Here is a 19,137-nt window from a genome sequence, read left to right as displayed (position 1 = left end):
ATGGCAGAGGTCGGCGCAGGACGGACTGGAATTGCGCTGACCGACCGCCAGAGGATCGCCTGGCTCCGGCTGATCCGCAGCGACAATGTCGGCCCCGCGACCTTTCGCGACCTCATCAATCATTTCGGTTCGGCGGAGCGGGCGCTCGACATGTTGCCCGAACTGTCCAAAAGGGGCGGTTCCGCACGGCCGATCCGCATTGCCAGTGTCTCGGAAGCCGAGCGGGAACTGGACTTAGCGCACCGCTTCGGCGCACGCTTCCTCGGCATCGGTGAACCCGGTTATCCGAGTGCCCTGCGGCAAATCGAAGCCGCGCCTCCCCTTCTCGCGGTCAAGGGCAATCTAGAGGTCGCGTCCCAGTCCGCCGTGGGTATCGTCGGCTCGCGCAATGCCTCGATCAGCGGCGCCAAGTTCGCGGCGATGATCGCGCGGGACGTGGGGAGAGCGGGGTATAGCATCGTATCTGGACTGGCACGTGGCATCGATGCCGCGGCCCATACGGCCAGCCTTGACACAGGAACGATCGCCGCGCTGGCGGGCGGAATAGACCAGCCGTATCCGCCGGAAAATCTCCGGCTTTTCGACGAAATCTGTGACCGCGGGCTAGCGGTCAGCGAAATGCCTTTCGGATGGGAGGCACGCGCCCGCGACTTTCCCAGACGCAATCGCCTTATCGCCGGCATCGCGTTGGGCACCGTCGTAGTGGAAGCAGCAGCGCGATCCGGTTCGCTGATCACGGCAAGGCTGGCGGCGGATTTCGGGCGTCTGGTTTTCGCCGTGCCTGGCTCGCCGCTTGATCCCCGGTGCCAAGGCACCAATGGCCTCTTGAAAGACGGCGCGACCGTCACGACATCCGCCGCCGACGTCATTGACGCGCTGGCACCCGTTTCGGCCCTGGAGGTGCGTCGTCAAAGCGAGGTGGAGGAGCCGGTTCTAGATGGTGAGGACCGTGTTCCATCGCCACCAGAGGAATCAGACAGGACGCGAATCGTCGATGCGCTAGGGCCGACGCCGGTCGAGGTGGACGACATCATCCGACATACCGGGATTGGCGCAGCTAGCGTCTATCTGGTGCTTCTGGAGCTGGACATTGCCGGTCGGCTACATCGGCATCCGGGAGGACTTGTTTCGCTTGCCATGGGTGACTGAGGCGTCTTGCCTGCCAGACAGGATGTCGCCCGCCTCGATGTAAGCCATCTCGATCAGGTAACTAAGCAGGTCTGCGCCCTCCGCGCGCGCAACCTGTCGCAGTTCACCCAGCATATGGTGCAGGTAGATGATGGCTTCGCCAGACTGTTTGCCATTCTCCGGAGACGGTGAATCCATGATTTGTTTCCTGACAGCGAATTCGCGAAACCGCAGCATCGGACCATGCAGCCGAGCAGACCCAAACCATATACGATTAATTGCATAAAATTGCAAATCTCTTATAGGTTGCATTGAGGTGCATTCGCAGAATTTCGATGCGAGCCTCTTGACCGCAGTCGAATCCCTGTCCATGTCGGAGAGCCGCTTCCTGCACATGCCGCCCGAAACTTGTGCGCAATGCCAGTCCAGAGAAGAAAAATGAACGTAGTCGTCGTCGAATCCCCCGCCAAAGCAAAGACGATCAACAAGTATCTCGGATCGGGATACAAGGTGCTCGCCTCGTTCGGCCATGTGCGTGACTTGCCGGCGAAGGACGGATCGGTTTTGCCCGACCAGGACTTCGAGATGACCTGGGAAGTAGACAGCGCATCCGCCAAGCGCATGAAGGACATCGCCGACGCGGTGAAGTCCTCCGATGGCCTGTTTCTCGCGACCGACCCGGATCGCGAGGGCGAGGCTATCTCATGGCATGTGCTCGATCTGCTGAAAAAGAAGCGCGTTCTCGGCGATAAGCCGGTGAAGCGCGTGGTGTTCAACGCCATCACGAAAAAGGCCGTGCTGGACGCCATGGCGCATCCGCGTGACATCGACGTTCCGCTGGTCGATGCCTATCTGGCGCGCCGTGCGCTTGACTATCTGGTTGGCTTCAACCTGTCGCCAGTCCTCTGGCGCAAGCTGCCCGGCGCCCGTTCGGCCGGCCGCGTGCAATCCGTGGCGCTGCGTCTCGTGTGCGACCGCGAGGCGGAGATCGAGCGCTTCGTCAGCGAGGAATACTGGAACATTTCCGCTCTCCTGAAGACCCCACGCGGCGACGAATTCGAGGCGCGCCTGGTATCAGCTGACGGCAAGCGGCTGCAGCGGAACTCGATTTCGGACGGAGAAGCTGCCAACAGATTGAAGAGCTTGCTAGACGGGGCTGCCTATGCAGTCGACTCCGTCGAGGCCAAGCCCGTCAAACGCAATCCGGGGCCGCCCTTCACAACGTCGACCCTCCAGCAAGCTGCCTCATCGAGACTCGGCTTTTCCGCGTCCCGCACAATGCAGGTGGCCCAGAAACTTTACGAGGGCATAGACATCGGCGGCGAGACGGTCGGTCTCATTACTTATATGCGTACCGACGGCGTCCAAATGGCGCCTGAGGCAATCGATGCGGCGCGTGCAGCCATCGGCGATCAGTTTGGTGCTCGCTACCTGCCGGAGAAGCCGCGCTTCTACTCGACGAAGGCAAAGAACGCACAGGAAGCGCACGAAGCGATCCGCCCGACCGACTTCAACCGCACACCAGACAAGGTAAAGCGCTTTCTCGATGCCGACCAGCTTCGCCTCTATGACCTGATCTGGAAGCGCGGTATCGCCAGCCAGATGGCGTCTGCCGAGATCGAGCGCACGACGGTCGAAATCCTCGCCGAGAGCAAAGGCGAGAAAGCCGGCCTTCGCGCGGTTGGATCGGTGATCCGTTTCGACGGCTTCATCGCGGCCTATACCGATCAGAAGGAAGACGGCGAGCAAAGCGACGACGGCGACGAGGATGGTCGCCTGCCCGAGATCAATGCGCGCGAGACGCTCGCGAAGCAGAAGATCAACGCGTCGCAGCACTTCACCGAGCCGCCGCCGCGATATTCGGAAGCCTCACTGATCAAGAAGATGGAAGAGCTTGGCATCGGCCGTCCATCGACCTATGCCGCAACGTTGAAGACGCTCAGCGACCGCGAATACGTCATTACCGAAAAACGCAAGCTGATTCCCCATTCCAAGGGGCGGCTGGTTACCGCATTCCTCGAGAGCTTCTTTACCAAGTACGTGGAGTACGACTTCACCGCGGATCTGGAAGAAAAGCTCGACAAAATATCGGCAGGGGAACTGGACTGGAAGCAGGTGCTGCGCGAGTTCTGGGCTGACTTCTTCTCTCAGATAGAAGACACCAAGGAGCTCCGTGTCACCAACGTACTGGACTCGCTGAACGAGGTTCTTGCCCCGCTGGTCTTCCCCAAGCGCGAAGATGGTTCCGATCCGCGGATCTGCCAGGTCTGTGGCACCGGTCAGCTCTCGCTGAAGCTCGGTAAATACGGTGCCTTCGTCGGCTGTTCGAATTACCCGGAATGCAATTACACGCGTCAACTTTCCAACGAAGGTGGCGCGGAAGCGGAAGCCGCACTTGGCAACGAACCCAGAGCTCTGGGCAAGGACCCGATGACGGCTGAGGACGTCACGCTGAGAAGCGGCCGTTTCGGCCCCTATGTCCAGCGCGGCGACGGCAAGGATGCAAAGCGTTCTTCCCTGCCCAAAGGTTGGAAACCCGAAGACATTGATCTCGAGAAGGCGCTGGCGCTGCTCAATCTTCCCCGCGACGTGGGCCAGCATCCGGAAAGCGGCAAGATGATCTCGGCCGGCCTCGGGCGCTACGGGCCATTCGTGCTGCATGATGGAACCTATGCCAACCTGGAGAGCATCGAGGATGTGTTTTCGATCGGCCTGAACCGTGCCGTTACCGTGCTCGCCGAAAAGCAGAGCAAGGGTGGCGCGGGTCGGGGGCGGACGGCGGCGGCAGCCCTGAAGGAGCTCGGCGATCACCCGCAGGGCGGAGCGATCACGGTTCGCGATGGCCGCTATGGTCCCTACGTCAACTGGGGCAAGGTCAACGCCACACTGCCGAAGGGCAAGGATCCGCAGTCTGTAACCGTTGAAGAGGCGCTTGCCCTGATCGCAGAACGTGCAGGTAAAGACGGCGACAAGAAGACAAGGGCCAAGAAGCCAGCCAAGGCCGCGAAAGCCGACGGAGAGGCGAAAACCAAGAAAGCGCCAGCGAAGAAGAAGCCGGCGGCGAAGACGAAGAAGAGCTGACATTGAGCAAGACACCGCGCGACACCGACATGACGACCGCTCCACGGAACAGACGGGAGCGGCGCGCAGCCAAGGTTGCCGCGGAAGGTGGTGCTTCGAACAAGAACGAGAGCACGATCAAGCACGGACAGCTTCCTCCGAAGGAGGTGCTGCTTGCTTATATCTCGGACAATCCGGACCGCGCCTCAAAGCGGGAAATTGCCAAGGCTTTCGGCCTGAAGGGCGAGGCGCGTGTCGAATTGAAGGACATGCTGCGGGCGCTGGAAGAAGACGGGCTCGTCGAGAAGAACAGGAAATCACTGACACGGCCGGGTGCGTTGCCGCCGGTCACCGTTCTCGACATCACGACCCGCGACAAGGATGGCGACCTCATCGGCCGGCCGGCGGAGTGGAACGAGGAACTCGGCGTCGCACCCGCCGTTTCGATCCGCCAATCAAGCGCCGACCGCGCCAAGGGTAAGGCGCCTGTCGGCGGGCTGGGAGACCGTGTTCTCGCGAAGATCTTTCCGTCCAAGGAGCGCGCCGGCCCCGCCTACACCGCCCGGATCATCAAGGTCATCGACAAGACAAGGCTCTCTGTTCTCGGCGTCTACAAGGCGCGGGTTAGCGGCGACACGGGACGCATCCTGCCGATCGACCGCCGTGACGACGAAATGACGATCGACGCCGTCGACCTCAACGGCGCAAAAGATGGCGATCTGGTCGAGGTGGAAACCATGCGGTCGGCAACGCGTCTCGGACTGAAGCGGGCCCGCGTGCTGAATGTCGTAGGGTCCGTAGCTTCGGAAAAGGCGATCTCAATGATCGCCATCCATGCGCATGGCATACCGCATGTCTTTCCGGACACGGTGCTCGCCGAGGCCGAGGCCGCCAAGCCCGCGACGATGTCGCATCGCGAGGACTGGCGTCAGGTTCCGCTGATCACCATCGATCCGGCCGACGCCAAGGATCATGATGACGCGGTCTATGCCGAGCCGGATCCCTCCCCCGACAATCCGGGCGGCGTAATCGTTACCGTCGCGATCGCCGACGTTTCCTGGTACGTGCGGCCCAAGTCGCCACTTGACCGCGAGGCGGTGAAGCGAGGCAATTCCGTATACTTCCCAGACAGGGTCGTACCGATGTTGCCTGAGCGGATCTCCAACAATCTCTGCTCATTGCGGGAAGGCGAGGATCGACCGGCGCTCGCGGTGCGCATGGTCTTCTCCAAGGAAGGTCGCAAGGCCAGCCACACGTTCCATCGCGTGATGATGAAAAGCGCGGCAAAGCTCTCCTACCAGCAGGCACAGGCTGCGATCGACGGCAAACCTGACGACAAGACCGGGCCACTGCTGGAACCGATCTTGAAGCCGCTCTGGGGAGCCTATCGTATCCTGAAGGCCGGACGGGACCGCCGCCAACCGCTCGAGCTCGACATGCCGGAGCGCAAGTTGATACTAAAGGAAGACGGGACGGTCGATCGGGTCCACATTCCGGAACGTCTCGACGCCCACAAGCTGATCGAAGAGATGATGATCCAGGCCAACGTCTCGGCCGCCGAGACGCTGGAGAAAAAGCGCCAGCCGCTCGTCTACCGTGTTCATGACGCGCCAAGCCTTTCAAAGCAAGAAGCGCTGAGAGAGTTCCTCGGTACAATCGGACTCTCGCTTGCAAAGGGCAATCTGAGGTCCAATTCCTTCAACGGCATCCTCGCCAGAGCGCTCGACACGCCGCACCAGACCATGGTCAACGAGATGGTACTGCGCAGCCAGAGCCAAGCCGTCTACAGCCCCGAAAACATTGGGCACTTCGGCTTGAACCTGATGAAGTACGCCCACTTCACCTCCCCGATCCGCCGGTATGCGGACCTTATCGTACACCGGGCCCTGGTCGGCTCGCTGGGGCTTGGCGAAGGCGGGATCACGCCGGACGAGGAAGCCACGCTTGATGACATCGCGGCCGAGATCTCGACCTTCGAACGCCGTGCGATGGCCGCCGAGCGTGACACGATCAACCGGCTGATCGCGCATCATCTCGCTGGCCGCATCGGCGACGAGTTTCAGGGGCAGATTTCCGGCGTCACCAAGTCCGGCCTCTTTGTCACATTGCCGCAGTTCGGCGCGGACGGCTTCATTCCGGTTTCCACACTGGGACGCGACTACTATATCTACGACGAAGCGCATCAGGCTCTCTCAGGCGAGAAGACCGGTCTCGGATATCGTCTTGGCGACAGCATTGAGGTTCGGTTGGCGGAAGCGATCCCGCTCGCCGGCGCGTTGCGCTTCGAAATGCTGAGCGAAGGACGTCCGATGCCGACGGCTGTACGGTCCTTCCACAAAACAAAACGACGCGGCAAGCAGCCCGGAACACGGCCGCCCCGCGGACGCCGTTGAGGAAACAAACGATGAGCACGACGGGCCAAGATACCACAGCACTGCGGTTCGGCGGGGACGAACAGGCAGAACGGCCGCTCGGCCGTTCGATCCGGCGCGGGATGCTGAACACGTGTCCAGCCTGTGGCAGCGGCCGTCTCTTTCGCGCCTTCCTGAAACCGGTTGATACCTGCTCGGTTTGCGGGGAGGAAATGCACCACCAGCGCGCCGACGACCTGCCGCCTTATCTCGTCATCGTGGTACTTGGCCATGTGCTGCTCGGCGGCTACATGATGACCGATCTCGTCTTCCCAGCCTCAGACTGGGTGCACCTGGCCATATGGGCTCCCATCGCGGTCATCACCTCCCTGCTGTGCATCCAGCCGATCAAGGGCGGCGTCGTAGGCTTGCAATGGGCGCTGCGGATGCATGGCTTCGGCGGTCATGACGACACTCCGGAAGCGATTGATCCGCCCCCCCGCGACGCATAATGCGCTGTTCGGGGGCACGGACGTGACGGTTGGATTGCGACCTCGCGACGCGGCCACTGTGATGGTGTTCGACCGCGCTGGCGGACGCCTGCGAGTGTTGGTGGGGAAGCGGTCGGCAGCGAACGTCTTCATGCCCGATTTCTATGTATTTCCCGGCGGACGACGCGATCGGTGCGACTTCCGACATCCGTTTGCCAGTGACGCCCATCCCCTGGTGATCGAACGGCTCTGCAACGAGGGACTTTCCATATCGCGTGCCAGGGCGCTGGCACTTGCCGCTGTCAGGGAATTGCACGAGGAAACCGGGCTCTGGATCGGCGATGCGAACAACGGCAAGGCCGATCTTTCGACGCTTCGTTATGTCGCTCGAGCCATCACGCCGCCAGGGAATGTCCGACGCTTCGATACCCGCTTTTTCTGCACCTTCGCCGATGAAACCGCGCTCGACCTGACAAGTCTGCGGGACAGCGAGGAACTCAGCGATCTCCGCTGGGTTGACATGGACGCGATTTCAGGACTGAACATGGCCTCGATTACACGAACCATTCTGGAAGACGTGGCAACACTCATGCATGCTGAACCCTCTTTACCTTTTGGTCTCGGCGGTCCGTTTTACTACGAGCGGCATGGCCGCTTCGTCCGTGGCACCATCTGAGGTCTGCGCGCATGTCTAAAGGCATATCCGAGAACGGCCATCGCGAGGACATTCACTGGCCTTCGCTGGTTGCTGCTATCTCGGCCATCACGGCGGTTGGCATTGCGATAGGCCTCGGCCTTCCCTTGCTCAGCATCATACTGGAAAAACGTGGCATCCCCTCGACGCTGATCGGCCTCAACACCGCGATGGCCGGTGTCGCAGCCATGGTTGCGGCGCCGATCACAACCAGGCTCGCACACGAGCTTGGCGTGGCGCGCACCATGCTGTGGGCGGTATTTCTGTCGGCGATCAGCGGCCTGGGTTTCTATTTCGCCGATGCTTTCTGGATGTGGTTTCCGCTGCGCCTCGTGTTCCATGGCGCAACGACGACACTTTTCATCCTGTCGGAATTCTGGATCAACGTCGCGGCTCCTCCCTCGCGACGCGGCTTTGTGCTCGGCATCTATGCCACCGTGCTCTCACTTGGTTTTGCATGCGGCCCCCTGCTCTTCTCTCTCCTCGGCAGCGACGGCATCCTGCCGTTTGCCGTTGGAGCGATAGCGATCCTCCTTGCAGCCGTGCCGATCTACATCGCGCGCGGCGAGAGCCCGCAGTTGAACGAGAAGCCGCAGAGCCATTTCTTCCGGTATATCTTCCTGGTGCCGACAGCGACGGCAGCAGTCTTCGTTTTTGGCGCCGTGGAGGCTGGAGGCCTCTCGCTCTTCCCGATCTATGCGACAAGAACCGGCTTCAGCGAATCCCAGGCTGCGCTGCTGCTCACCGTCATGGGGGTCGGAAACATGGTCTTCCAGATCCCAGTGGGGATGCTGTCAGATGGATTGAAGGATCGGCGGCTCTTGCTATCGATCATGGCGGTGATCGGACTGTGCGGTTCGCTTGCCCTGCCGTGGCTGTCGCACAACTGGGTTTTGATGGCGATCGTGCTCCTGTTCTGGGGCGGAAGTGTCTCGGGTCTTTATACGGTCGGCTTGAGCCACCTCGGATCGCGACTCACAGGGTCCGATCTCGCGGCAGCCAATGCCGCCTTCGTTTTCTGCTATGCGGTGGGAACCGTAGCCGGTCCACAAGCGATCGGCGTGGCGATTGACATCTCCGGCAATCACGGTTTCGCCTATGCAATCGCGGGCTTCTTTGCCCTCTATGTCGCGCTTTCGCTGGGCAGACTGCTTTTTAGACCCAAACAGGCTTGACTTTTCGGGCGCGATTTGTAGTTTCGCGCCAGAATTTGCCGTGGAGCGCTTCCGCCCGCCACGGCTTCGTTTTTTATTGAAGGCAGGACGACCATGGCCAAGGCTACCACCATCAAGATCAAGCTGCTGTCGACGGCCGACACCGGTTTCTTCTACGTGACCACGAAGAACAGCCGCACGATGACCGACAAGATGACCAAGACCAAGTACGATCCGGTCGTCAAGAAGCACGTCGAGTTCAAGGAAACGAAGATCAAGTAAGGTATTCTTTCTCCTCTATTGAAAAAGAGCGTCGCATTTGCGGCGCTTTTTTTTATCGGGACAGGCTGAGACAAAAAAAGCACCACGGGGCAAAGCCAACCGTGGTGCTTTTTTGTTTGGGGGTCGGTCGGCATGCAAAGCGGCACGAGGAACCGCGTATATTGCACGCCAACCGACCGACCCCACGACCCAGGAGATGCGGCGGACCTGAGCATCATGGGGTATCTGCAAATTTTTGCCCGACTTTTTCAAGTCGCATCTCAAACTTGCGCAAATCGGAAGAAAAATCAACTAATTCTTAACCCAATACCGCGCTCGTCCTCAAATATGGTTAAAATTGCGTCCCGAAACGGCACCGAATACAAGGTTTATACAGATCGAAGTCCAACTCTTCTTCTGTCTTCTTTCTATAAATTTAATGTACAGTCTGAGATGAAACGCTGAAAGAGCAGTATCTCTCGCTCTCTCATAAAAAGCGATCAAGTCTAGACGATCTAGGAAGAGGATTTTAGGGCGTAAAACGGCCCACTCAATTAAAGCCGATCCGAACGCAACCCACGAAACAATCCCGGGGAAACGCCTGAATGCCCAATTGATTTAAGTACAGCCAAATTATACTTATCTTGAAAACGAGGTTGTGAACGTGACGCCCAGCCTCGACGCATTTCAATGGGCGCATTGTCATCCAGCCAAGCCGCCCTGGCAATCCCTCAATTTGTTGTGGCCAATTTTTACGTCGCCTTCTTCGGGCGATGTGTCCATCACGCTACGCGGCGACAGCGGCGACGACACGGTTTCGGCCGCCGTTCTTTGCCTGATAGAGAGCAAGATCGGCCTGTTTCAGGAGTTGCTCTGGCGTCTCGATACCCGGTCCCGTCGTGGCAACGCCGAGCGATGCGGTCACCTGCAGTCCGGACGGCAGACCTGCGAGCGCGAATGCCTTGTTCTCAACGATCGACCGCAGTCTCTCGGCGACCAGAGCGGCCGTTTCCGGCGGCGTGTCCGGCATGACGAGTACGAACTCCTCGCCGCCATAGCGGCAAGCAAGATCGGCGCCTCGTACCGTGGACCGTATTCTTCCGGCAAATTCTCTGAGCACCTCGTCGCCGGCATCGTGCCCATAGGTGTCATTGACCTGCTTGAAACGGTCGATATCGGTGATGCAAATGGTCAGCGGGCGCCCCCGCACCAGTGCCCGGTTGAAAAGCGTCTTCAGATGGCTGTCGAGATAACGTCTGTTGTGAAGCCCGGTCAACGCGTCGGTGACAGCAAGCTCTATTGTCTGCTGAACGCTGTTGCGCAGCCTGTCATTGTAGCGCTTCCGCCTGATCTGCGTCAGCGAGCGGGCGACCAGTTCGTTCGGATCCAATGGCTTATGGATGTAATCGTTGACACCGAGATCAAGAGCCCTCACGATCATCGTGTCCGAATCCTGCTCCACCACCAGAAGAACCGGAATGAAGCGGGTCCGCTCGAGCGAACGGAGCTGCGAGCATAGCCGCAGCGGATCGTAGTCATCGAAGTTCGTGTTGACGATGACCAGGTCAAACTCGTTTTCCGACGCTTCGAACATGGCAGCTTGCGGATCCGACATGCAAGACACGTCGGCGATGGGTTTCAACGCCTTGACAATACGCTCCTGCGAACTGCCGCGTCCATCGACGAGAAGGACCTGGGCCGGCTCATCGAGACGGCCGTCGCTGCCCCGCAGCATGTCTTCCATCATTATGTCGCGCGCCGTTTCGGCACGTATGCGCAGTTCATCATGGAGCGTTTTCAACCGGACGAGGCTCTTGACCCGCGACACCAGCTGAAGGTCGTTGACGGGCTTGGTCAAAAAATCATCGGCGCCGGCTTTCAGCCCACGCACACGGTCGGAAGGCTGGTCGAGCGCCGTGACCATGACGACGGGAATATGTGCTGTGCGAGGATTGGCCTTCAGCCGCTCGCAGACCTCGAACCCATCCATCGCCGGCATCATGATGTCGAGAAGGACGACGTCGACCTGGACCTTCTCGCACAAGGCCAGCGCCTCCGGACCATTATCCGCAGTCAGGACATCGAAGTACTCCGCCAGCAAGCGCGCCTCGAGAAGCTTGACGTTGGCGGGGACGTCATCGACGACCAGAATCCTCGCTGTCACTACTGCCCTTCCCTTCCCCTACGCATCGCCAAGATAGGTCTTGATCGTCTCGAGAAACTTCGGAACCGAAATCGGCTTTGATACGTAGGCCTCGCAGCCACCCTGGCGGATTCGCTCCTCGTCGCCCTTCATGGCGAACGCCGTGACCGCAATGACGGGAATGACGTGCAGTTCCGGATCCTCCTTCAGCCATTTCGTGACTTCGAGTCCGGAAACCTCAGGCAGCTGGATATCCATTAGGATGAGATCGGGGCGAAAGCGGCGTGCGAGATCCAGTGCCTCCATGCCGTTCCGTGTCTGGATCGTCTCATAGCCGGAGGCCTCGATCAGATCGCGGAAGAGCTTCATGTTCAGCTCGTTATCTTCGACAATCATCACTTTTTTGGACATTCATCCGGCCTTGTCATGCACATGGAAACTCGTCAAACCTCGGCGAACGGCCAAAAGTTCAAGGCATTTCCCGAAGCCTGATGCTACAACGATTTGGTTGAGAAAAAGGTAACCTGCCCGCGGTCATGGAAAATCAAAATGCGTGAAAAGCAATCCCAAGTCGATCCTCTCGCCGTGGCGGCCGATGTTCTCGGGTGGCTTGCCAACGAGCCGGACATGCTGTCGCGTTTCCTGGCACTTTCCGGACTGCGCGCCGACCAACTTCGGGAAGCCATCGCCGATCCGGGTTTTCTGGCGGGACTGCTCGATTTCGTCATGGGCCATGAACCAACCTTGATTGCCTTTTCCGACGCCACAGGCACGAAGCCTGAGGACGTCGGCGCCGCATGGCGCGCGCTGTCCGGTCCGGGGCTGGATTCCGGGGAATTCTGATGACCGGAGAAGAGGCGATCCGCGCACTCCAGCTGAGCGACAGACCACTGGTGGTTTGCGATGTGGACGACGTCGTGTTGCAGTTCCTTCATCCGTTCCGGAGCTTCCTTCAGTCCCGTGACTATCGGCTGGTGGCCCGGTCCTTTCGGCTGACGGGAAACATCGTCCGGGAAGCCGATGGAGAGGCGCTCGAAGAGAGTGCGGTTCGGCAACTGATCGAGGCGTTCTTCGCCCAGCAGGCAAACTGGCAAACGCCGGCCGACCTTGCGCTTGAGACGCTTTCGGGGCTTTCGGCCCATGCCGAGGTCGTTTTTCTGACGGCCATGCCCTACAGGCATTTCGACCAGCGACGCCGGCTGCTCGACCGTCATGGGTTCAATCAGCCGCTCATCGCCACGGAGGAAGCGAAAGGACCGCTGGTCCGGCTGCTGCGCCGAAACCCCGACTTGCCGATCGCGTTCGTCGACGACATGGTCCACAATCTGTCCTCCGTCGGCTCGCATGTCGAGGACTGTATGCTGGTTCACCTTCAGCCGGTGTCCGACATCCACGTCTTTGCTCCCGCAACGCCTGCGATCGCCACACGTGCGGCCGACTGGCGGGATGCCGAGAAGATCATTCGCATGCACCTGGCAGCCACCTCCTGCTGACAACGTTTGGCGACGGGGAGAATCTCCCGCTTGTCTCAGCCGAGGCTAGCGCTTAAGGTGGCGGCGTTCAACTTTTGTTCCGCCATGACCGCCAACGACCACCCGCCTTCGGGCTTTTGCCGCGACTGTCTGACGCCGCAGCCGGCCGAGCGGCGGCGATGTGTGGCCTGTGGTAGTCCCCGGCTTGTGCATCATCCGGAGCTTCATGAACTCACACTCGCCCATATCGATTGCGACGCGTTCTATGCGTCCGTGGAAAAGCGCGACAATCCTGAGCTCGCGGATAAACCCGTCATCATCGGCGGCGGCAAGCGAGGCGTGGTGTCGACGGCCTGTTACATTGCCCGCATTCACGGCGTTCGCTCGGCGATGCCGATGTTCAAGGCTCTCGAAGCGTGTCCGGAGGCCATCGTAATCCGCCCCGATATGGAGAAGTATGTGAGGGTCGGGCGCGAGGTGCGGCAGCTGATGCTGGAACTTACTCCGCTCGTGCAGCCATTGTCGATCGACGAAGCCTTTCTGGAGCTAAAAGGTACCGAGCTGCTGCATCACGAAACGCCCGCGCGCGTGCTCGCCCGTTTCGCTCGCCGCGTCGAAACGGAAATCGGAATCACGATTTCCGTCGGACTATCTTACTGCAAGTTTCTTGCGAAGGTCGCCTCGGACCTGCGCAAGCCTCGCGGCTTTTCCGTCATCGGCCGCGCCGAAGCCGTTTCCTTCCTCGCCGACCGGCCGGTCACGACGATCTGGGGCGTGGGCAAGGCCTTTGCCTCGACGCTGGAGAGAGATGGGATCCGGACCATAGGACAGTTGCAAACGATGGAAGAGAGCGACCTTATGCGACGCTACGGCTCGATCGGGCAACGGCTGTTTCGCCTTGCTCGGGGGATCGACGAGCGGGAGGTCCATCCAAACGAACCGGCGAAGAGCGTTTCCTCCGAGACGACGTTTTTTGACGACATCTCAAGCCGCGACGAATTGGTAGCGCATCTGCGGAGCCTCTCCGAGAAAGTCGCCTGGCGGATGAAACGGAGCGAGGTGGCGGGACATACGGTGGTCCTGAAACTCAAGACAAGCGATTTCAAGTCACGAACCCGCAATCGCCGGCTGGAGGACCCGACCCAACTTGCGGACCGGATATTCCGCACCGGCCTTTCGCTGCTTGAGCGGGAGCTCGACGGAACCAAGTTTCGCCTGATCGGCATCGGTGTCACGGATCTGACGGACGCGCGGAAAGCTGACCCGCCCGACCTGGTCGACCCGCAAGCAGGTCGACGCGCGGCAGCGGAGGCCGCCATGGACAAGCTTAGGGAAAAATTCGGCAAGGGTACCGTTCAGACGGGTTATACCTTCCCCGCAAAGCCGCGTCCCGGATCGGCTTGAACACGACTATGTGATCCCTGTGGCACTTCAAGCTTTCCTTAAACTTGTGCATTTATTTTAGGGAAATCCAGTATTGCGTAAGGATCACGCGCCCATGAGCAAGTCTTTCTCCGTATCCCTCGGCGTATTTACCGCGCTGATGCTGTCGTCTGCCGCGTGGGCCGGAGACGGAGAAACGCTGCAAATCTACGTTTCGAAAAAGACCCAGTCGCTGGCGGTCTACGACGGGGATGAGATCGTTGCGACATCGAACGTATCGACCGGCAAGGCTGGTCACACGACGCCGTCGGGTATCTTCTCGATCCTGGAGAAGCGCAAATACCACGAGTCAAACCTCTACTCGAACGCTCCGATGCCTTGGATGCAGCGGATCACCTGGTCGGGTGTAGCGCTTCACGAATCCAGCAGCGTTCCGAACTATCCAGCGTCGCACGGCTGCGTCCGCCTGCCAGGCGCATTTGCAAAAGCTCTTTTCCAGATGACAGAGCGCGGCGCGCATGTGATCATTACCGACGAGCCCGTAACGCCACAGGCCATCGCTCATCCAACGCTTTTCAAACCGGAGATTCCCGCTGCCGACGGCGTGCTGCTGTCGGATGCCGAGATGCGACCGGCGACTTTCGAGGCCGGCACCGAGCCTGTCGAGGTGGCTGTGGCGGACGTTCAACCGAAACTTGGGGCAACAGCGACCGTCGCCATCGAGGCGCTTCCACCGCTGCGCATCCTCATCACCCGTCGCGATCATCGTGAAACGGTGATGGACGTACAGGCAATGCTCAATGCTCTCGGTTTCGATGCAGGCGACCAGGACGGCCAGCTCGGCAGCCGAACTATCGCTGCAGTCAAGGCTTATAAGGAGAGCAAACAACTACCGGCCGCCGGCGACATATTGTCGGACGAATTCATAGACTCGATTTACGCAGCAGCCGGCAAAGGCAAGCCGCCGACCGGTCAAATCCTCGTGCGGCAAAAGTTCAAACCACTGTTTGAAGCCCCGATATCCATTGACGATCCCGGGAAGCCGCTTGGTACGCACTTCCTGGAAGCTACGCACGTCAATCGCTTCAGCGGCAAGGCCGACTGGCATGGTGTCACGCTCGACAACCATCTGGCGCCCGCAACCCGCGAACGTCTTGAAATCGATGCGGATGCCGCTCCTGACAGCCTGCAGGGCGCGCTCGATCGAGTGACTATACCGGACGATATTCGCCAGAAGATCGCGCATCTTCTGGATGAGGGAACTTCCATCACCATTTCGGACGTCAGCGATACGCGCGAGACCGGCCTTGGGACCGATTTCATAACGATCACGCGTGCTACGCCCCGTGCTTGATGGCGAGGAGCGCCATTAGACCAGTTCGACGTCGATGACTCCGGGCGCCGAGCGCAGTGCCGCGGCGATGTCCGGCGTGATGCGATACTTTTCGGTGAGTTCCACCTCGATCTCCCGCCGACCCTCATCCTTGATGACGATGAACGATACGAGACCATCGCCCTTGGCGTTGAGATGCGTAGCCACCGACTTCAAAGGCCCGGAATCGCGAACGTAGATCCGCAGCGCCTTCTGCATCTGGACCGACTTCTCCTCAAGAGACTGGACGGTCTGGATGCGGAGGCCGATCCCTTCAGGGCGCTCGTCCGCCTGCACGGTGATCACCAGCGACTTTCCGGCCTCTAACATGTCGCGGTACTGGTTGAGCGCCTCTGAAAACAGCACTGCCTCGAACTGGCCAGAGGCATCGGAGAAGGTAACGATCCCCATCTTGTTGCCAGTCCGTGTCTTGCGCTCCTGCCTTCCCGTCACCGTGCCGGCAAGGCGTCCGGCGGTAGCGCCCTGCTTCACGGCGGCGGAGAAGTCGGCGAAGGTCTGAACGCGCATCTTTTCCAGAACCGCGCGATAGGCATCAAGCGGATGAGCGGAGAGATAGAAGCCGAGGACCTGGAATTCCCGCAGCAGCTTTTCCGAGGCAAGCGCCGGCATGAACTGCGGGAAGGCGATCTTTTCCGGTCCGGACGCGGCACCGGCGCCGAACATATCCGATTGGCCGCTGACCTTGTCCTCCTGGGCTTTCTGCGCATAGCCGATGATGCGATCGAGACCCGTCACCAATTCGGTACGGTCACGGCCGAAACAGTCAAACGCGCCTGCCGCGATCAGGCTTTCGAAAACCCGACGGTTGACCTGCTTGGGGTCAATACGCAGGCAGAAGTCCTCAATGCTGTCGAAGGGTTTGTCGCCGCGCACCTCGACGATATGCTCCACTGCCGATTCACCGACACCCTTGATCGCCGCTAGCGCGTAGAAGATGCAGTTATCCCCGGGCTCGAAGCGCCGGAACGATGTCTGCACGGAGGGCGGCACGACCTTGATGCCAAGGCGGTTCGCGTCCTGTCGGAAATCGTTCAGCTTTTCAGTGTTGGCCATATCGTAGGTCATGGACGCGGCGAGGAACTCGACCGGGTGGTGCGCCTTCATATAGGCCGTCTGATAGGAGACGATCGCGTAGGCCGCAGCGTGCGACTTGTTGAAGCCGTAGTTGGCAAACTTGGCGAGCAGGTCGAAGATCAGGTCAGCCTGCGGCTTGGACACGCCGTTCTTGACCGCACCATCGACGAAGCGGGCCCGCTGCTTGTCCATCTCCTCCTTGATCTTCTTACCCATGGCGCGACGAAGCAGATCGGCCTCGCCGAGCGAGTAGCCCGACAAGACCTGGGCGATCTGCATCACCTGTTCCTGGTAGACGATAACGCCCTGGGTTTCCTTCAGAAGATAATCGATCTTCGGATGGATGGATTCGATCTCTTCCTCGCCGTGCTTGCGGGCGTTGTAGACCGGGATGTTCTCCATCGGGCCGGGGCGGTAAAGCGCCACGAGAGCGATGATATCCTCGATGCAGTCGGGGCGCATGCCGATGAGTGCCTTGCGCATGCCGGCACTTTCCACCTGGAACACGCCGACGGTCTCGCCGCGCGACAGCATCTCGTAGGTCTTCTGGTCATCGAGCGGAATCGCTGCAAGATCGACCTCGATCCCCTTGTTCCGCCTCACGAAATCCACGGCCGTCTTCAGAACCGTCAACGTCTTGAGGCCGAGGAAGTCGAATTTGACCAGCCCGGCCTGCTCGACCCATTTCATGTTGAACTGGGTGACGGGCATGTCGGACCGCGGATCGCGATACATTGGCACCAGCTTCGACAGCGGCCGGTCCCCGATCACGATGCCGGCAGCATGCGTCGACGCGTGTCGGTAGAGACCCTCGATCTTCTGCGCAATGTCGAGCAGGCGCGCGACGACGGGTTCTTCCTCCGCCGCCTCCTGCAGCTTTGGCTCTTCCTCGATCGCTTTCGAGAGTGGTGTTGGATTGGCCGGATTGTTGGGCACAAGCTTGCAGATCTTGTCGACCTGACCGTACGGCATTTCCAGCACGCGGCCGACGTCGCGGAGCGCAGCACGAGCCTGAAGCGAACCGAAGGTGATGATCTGCGCAACCTGATCGCGACCATACTTCTGCTGAACGTAGCGGATGACCTCCTCGCGCCGGTCCTGGCAGAAGTCGATGTCGAAGTCCGGCATCGACACGCGTTCCGGATTGAGAAAGCGCTCGAACAGCAGCGAGAACCGCAAGGGGTCAACGTCCGTGATCGTCAGGGCATACGCAACGAGCGACCCCGCACCGGATCCGCGGCCGGGGCCGACGGGGATGTCATGCTGCTTGGCCCATTTAATGAAGTCGGCAACGATCAGGAAGTAGCCCGGGAACTTCATGCGTTCGATGACGCTCAGTTCGAATTCCAGACGCTCCCGGTAATCCTTCTCCTCATATCCGGGAGACATGCCAAGGGCGGCGAGCCGATTATCGAGTCCCTCTTCCGCCTGCCGGCGAAGCTCCAGCGCCTCCGCCCGCTCAGCCTCCTCGCCATCGGTGGCGCCGCCGGTGAACCGCGGCAGAATCGGCTTGCGAGTATCCAGGATGAACGAGCAACGGCGGGCGATTTCGATCGTGTTCTGCAAGGCCTCCGGCAGGTCCGCGAACAGCGCGCACATCTCGGCGCGGCTCTTCAGGTAGTGATCAGGGGTCAAGCGAAAGCGGCTGTCGTCCGACACGATCGCATTGTGGGCGACCGCCATCAGCGCGTCGTGGGCATCGAAATCGTCGCGAGTGGGGAAGAAGGCCTCGTTGGTGGCAACAAGCGGTATGTCATGTTTGTAGGCGAGTTCGACCATTCGACGCTCGTGCTGACGATCATAGGCGCCATGACGCTGGAGTTCGACGTAAAGCCGGTCGCCAAAGCGCTCCTTCAGCTTGACGAGCCGCTGCTCGCCAAGCGCGCGCGAACCGTCCTTCATGACAGTATCGATTGGTCCCGATGCCGCACCTGTCAGTGCGATCAGGCCGTCAGTCCCGAACTCGTCAAGCCAGGACAACTTCATATGAACGGCGTGACCGCCCTCACCCGCCAGATACGCGCGGCTGACGATGTCGACCAGCCGCTCGTAGCCTTCCGCCGTCGCCGACAACAGCACAAGGCCCGGCAAGCGGCTCATGCCATTGCGCTTGTCGTCCTCGACGTCTTCCATGTCGATCGACAGCTGGCAGCCAATGATCGGCTGCAGCCCCTCGTCCTTTGCCTTCTGGGAGAACTCCAGGGCAACGAAAAGGTTATTGGTATCCGTAACGGCAATCGCCGGCTGTTCGTCGCCCACCGCCTTGGACAGGATCTTCTTCAGCGGCAACGCGCCTTCCAACAGCGAATAGGCCGAGTGGACACGCAGGTGGACAAAGCCCGGTGATCTCGCGAGTTCGCGTCCACCCGCAATTTCCGTCACCGCGTCAGCCATAATCCATCCCGTTCCGACTCTTCTTCAGGGTGCGGATTTTCGACCGAGCGGCGCCCGGTGTCCAGAGCAGATTAGCGGAATGGGCCGGTGGTCAACCGGAAATGCTGTTATCGATGCCGGATCAAAGCGCGAGCATCAG

At 60.2% G+C, this 19,137-nt stretch carries 15 protein-coding genes; 11 read left to right on the top strand and 4 right to left on the bottom strand.

Translation table 11 applies throughout. From position 1 onward, the window contains the following. Nucleotides 1-1,149 (top strand): DNA-processing protein DprA, encoded by a 1,149-nt coding sequence (gene dprA, locus J5J09_RS08845; protein WP_208549279.1) that lies wholly within the window; start codon nucleotides 1-3, stop codon nucleotides 1,147-1,149. Here the strand turns inward: dprA and J5J09_RS08840 are convergent. Beyond that, on the bottom strand, nucleotides 1,102-1,326 hold the full coding sequence (locus J5J09_RS08840) for a hypothetical protein (protein ID WP_208549278.1): 225 nt from the start codon (nucleotides 1,324-1,326) through the stop codon (nucleotides 1,102-1,104). The genes dprA and J5J09_RS08840 overlap by 48 nt on opposite strands. 240 nt (nucleotides 1,327-1,566) lie before the next feature. Here J5J09_RS08840 and topA point away from each other — a divergent pair, with 240 nt between their 5' ends. The 6 genes from topA to rpmG all read left to right on the top strand — a co-directional run bounded on the left by topA (nucleotide 1,567) and on the right by rpmG (nucleotide 9,160). Continuing rightward, nucleotides 1,567-4,209 carry a type I DNA topoisomerase gene (topA, locus tag J5J09_RS08835; protein ID WP_208549277.1) on the top strand — a complete coding sequence of 881 codons (2,643 nt, stop codon included), beginning with the start codon at nucleotides 1,567-1,569 and terminating at the stop codon, nucleotides 4,207-4,209. Between the two features lie 2 nt (nucleotides 4,210-4,211). After that, on the top strand, nucleotides 4,212-6,581 hold the full coding sequence (rnr, locus tag J5J09_RS08830; RefSeq protein WP_246745811.1) for a ribonuclease R: 2,370 nt from the start codon (nucleotides 4,212-4,214) through the stop codon (nucleotides 6,579-6,581). Nucleotides 6,582-6,592: 11 nt separating this feature from the next. Then, nucleotides 6,593-7,051 (top strand): DUF983 domain-containing protein, encoded by a 459-nt coding sequence (locus J5J09_RS08825; RefSeq protein WP_208549276.1) that lies wholly within the window; start codon nucleotides 6,593-6,595, stop codon nucleotides 7,049-7,051. A 34-nt stretch (nucleotides 7,052-7,085) separates the two neighbouring features. Continuing rightward, a complete protein-coding gene (locus J5J09_RS08820; RefSeq protein ID WP_246745941.1) occupies nucleotides 7,086-7,706 on the top strand; it encodes an NUDIX hydrolase in 621 nt (206 codons plus the stop codon). 11 nt (nucleotides 7,707-7,717) lie between these two features. Then, on the top strand, nucleotides 7,718-8,899 hold the full coding sequence (locus J5J09_RS08815; protein WP_208549274.1) for an MFS transporter: 1,182 nt from the start codon (nucleotides 7,718-7,720) through the stop codon (nucleotides 8,897-8,899). A 93-nt stretch (nucleotides 8,900-8,992) separates the two neighbouring features. Further along, nucleotides 8,993-9,160: a 50S ribosomal protein L33 gene (gene rpmG, locus J5J09_RS08810; protein WP_023512792.1), complete on the top strand. Its 168-nt coding sequence runs from the start codon at nucleotides 8,993-8,995 to the stop codon at nucleotides 9,158-9,160. Nucleotides 9,161-9,926: 766 nt separating this feature from the next. On the opposite strand, the gene J5J09_RS08805 is transcribed toward rpmG, so the two are convergent. Together J5J09_RS08805 and J5J09_RS08800 are read right to left on the bottom strand one after the other, a co-directional pair. Beyond that, nucleotides 9,927-11,303 (bottom strand): PleD family two-component system response regulator, encoded by a 1,377-nt coding sequence (locus J5J09_RS08805; protein ID WP_208549273.1) that lies wholly within the window; start codon nucleotides 11,301-11,303, stop codon nucleotides 9,927-9,929. An 18-nt stretch (nucleotides 11,304-11,321) separates the two neighbouring features. Next, entirely contained in the window at nucleotides 11,322-11,693 is a 372-nt protein-coding gene (locus J5J09_RS08800; protein ID WP_208549272.1) for a response regulator, read from the bottom strand. Between the two features lie 138 nt (nucleotides 11,694-11,831). On the opposite strand from J5J09_RS08800, the gene J5J09_RS08795 reads away from it, so the two are divergent. From J5J09_RS08795 to J5J09_RS08780, 4 genes are all read left to right on the top strand, one after another. Then, on the top strand, nucleotides 11,832-12,125 hold the full coding sequence (locus J5J09_RS08795) for a DUF3572 domain-containing protein (protein WP_208549271.1): 294 nt from the start codon (nucleotides 11,832-11,834) through the stop codon (nucleotides 12,123-12,125). Next, on the top strand, nucleotides 12,125-12,775 hold the full coding sequence (locus tag J5J09_RS08790; protein ID WP_208549270.1) for a hypothetical protein: 651 nt from the start codon (nucleotides 12,125-12,127) through the stop codon (nucleotides 12,773-12,775). The genes J5J09_RS08795 and J5J09_RS08790 overlap by 1 nt, the downstream gene beginning before the upstream one ends. 84 nt (nucleotides 12,776-12,859) lie before the next feature. After that, complete coding sequence (locus tag J5J09_RS08785) at nucleotides 12,860-14,158, top strand: DNA polymerase IV (RefSeq protein ID WP_208553396.1); 1,299 nt, start codon at nucleotides 12,860-12,862, stop codon at nucleotides 14,156-14,158. A 94-nt stretch (nucleotides 14,159-14,252) separates the two neighbouring features. Next, the gene (locus tag J5J09_RS08780; protein WP_208549269.1) at nucleotides 14,253-15,491 is read left to right on the top strand and encodes a L,D-transpeptidase family protein; all 1,239 of its coding nucleotides are present in this window, start codon (nucleotides 14,253-14,255) and stop codon (nucleotides 15,489-15,491) included. A 15-nt stretch (nucleotides 15,492-15,506) separates the two neighbouring features. Here J5J09_RS08780 and dnaE read toward each other — a convergent pair whose 3' ends face one another. Beyond that, nucleotides 15,507-18,998, bottom strand: coding sequence for a DNA polymerase III subunit alpha (dnaE, locus tag J5J09_RS08775; protein ID WP_208549268.1), 3,492 nt, complete (start codon nucleotides 18,996-18,998; stop codon nucleotides 15,507-15,509). Between the last annotated feature and the right edge of the window lie 139 nt (nucleotides 18,999-19,137).

This window comes from Ciceribacter sp. L1K22 (genome assembly GCF_017599385.1).
GTDB lineage: Bacteria > Pseudomonadota > Alphaproteobacteria > Rhizobiales > Rhizobiaceae > Allorhizobium.
This window is presented reverse-complemented; position numbering and strand designations above follow the sequence as displayed.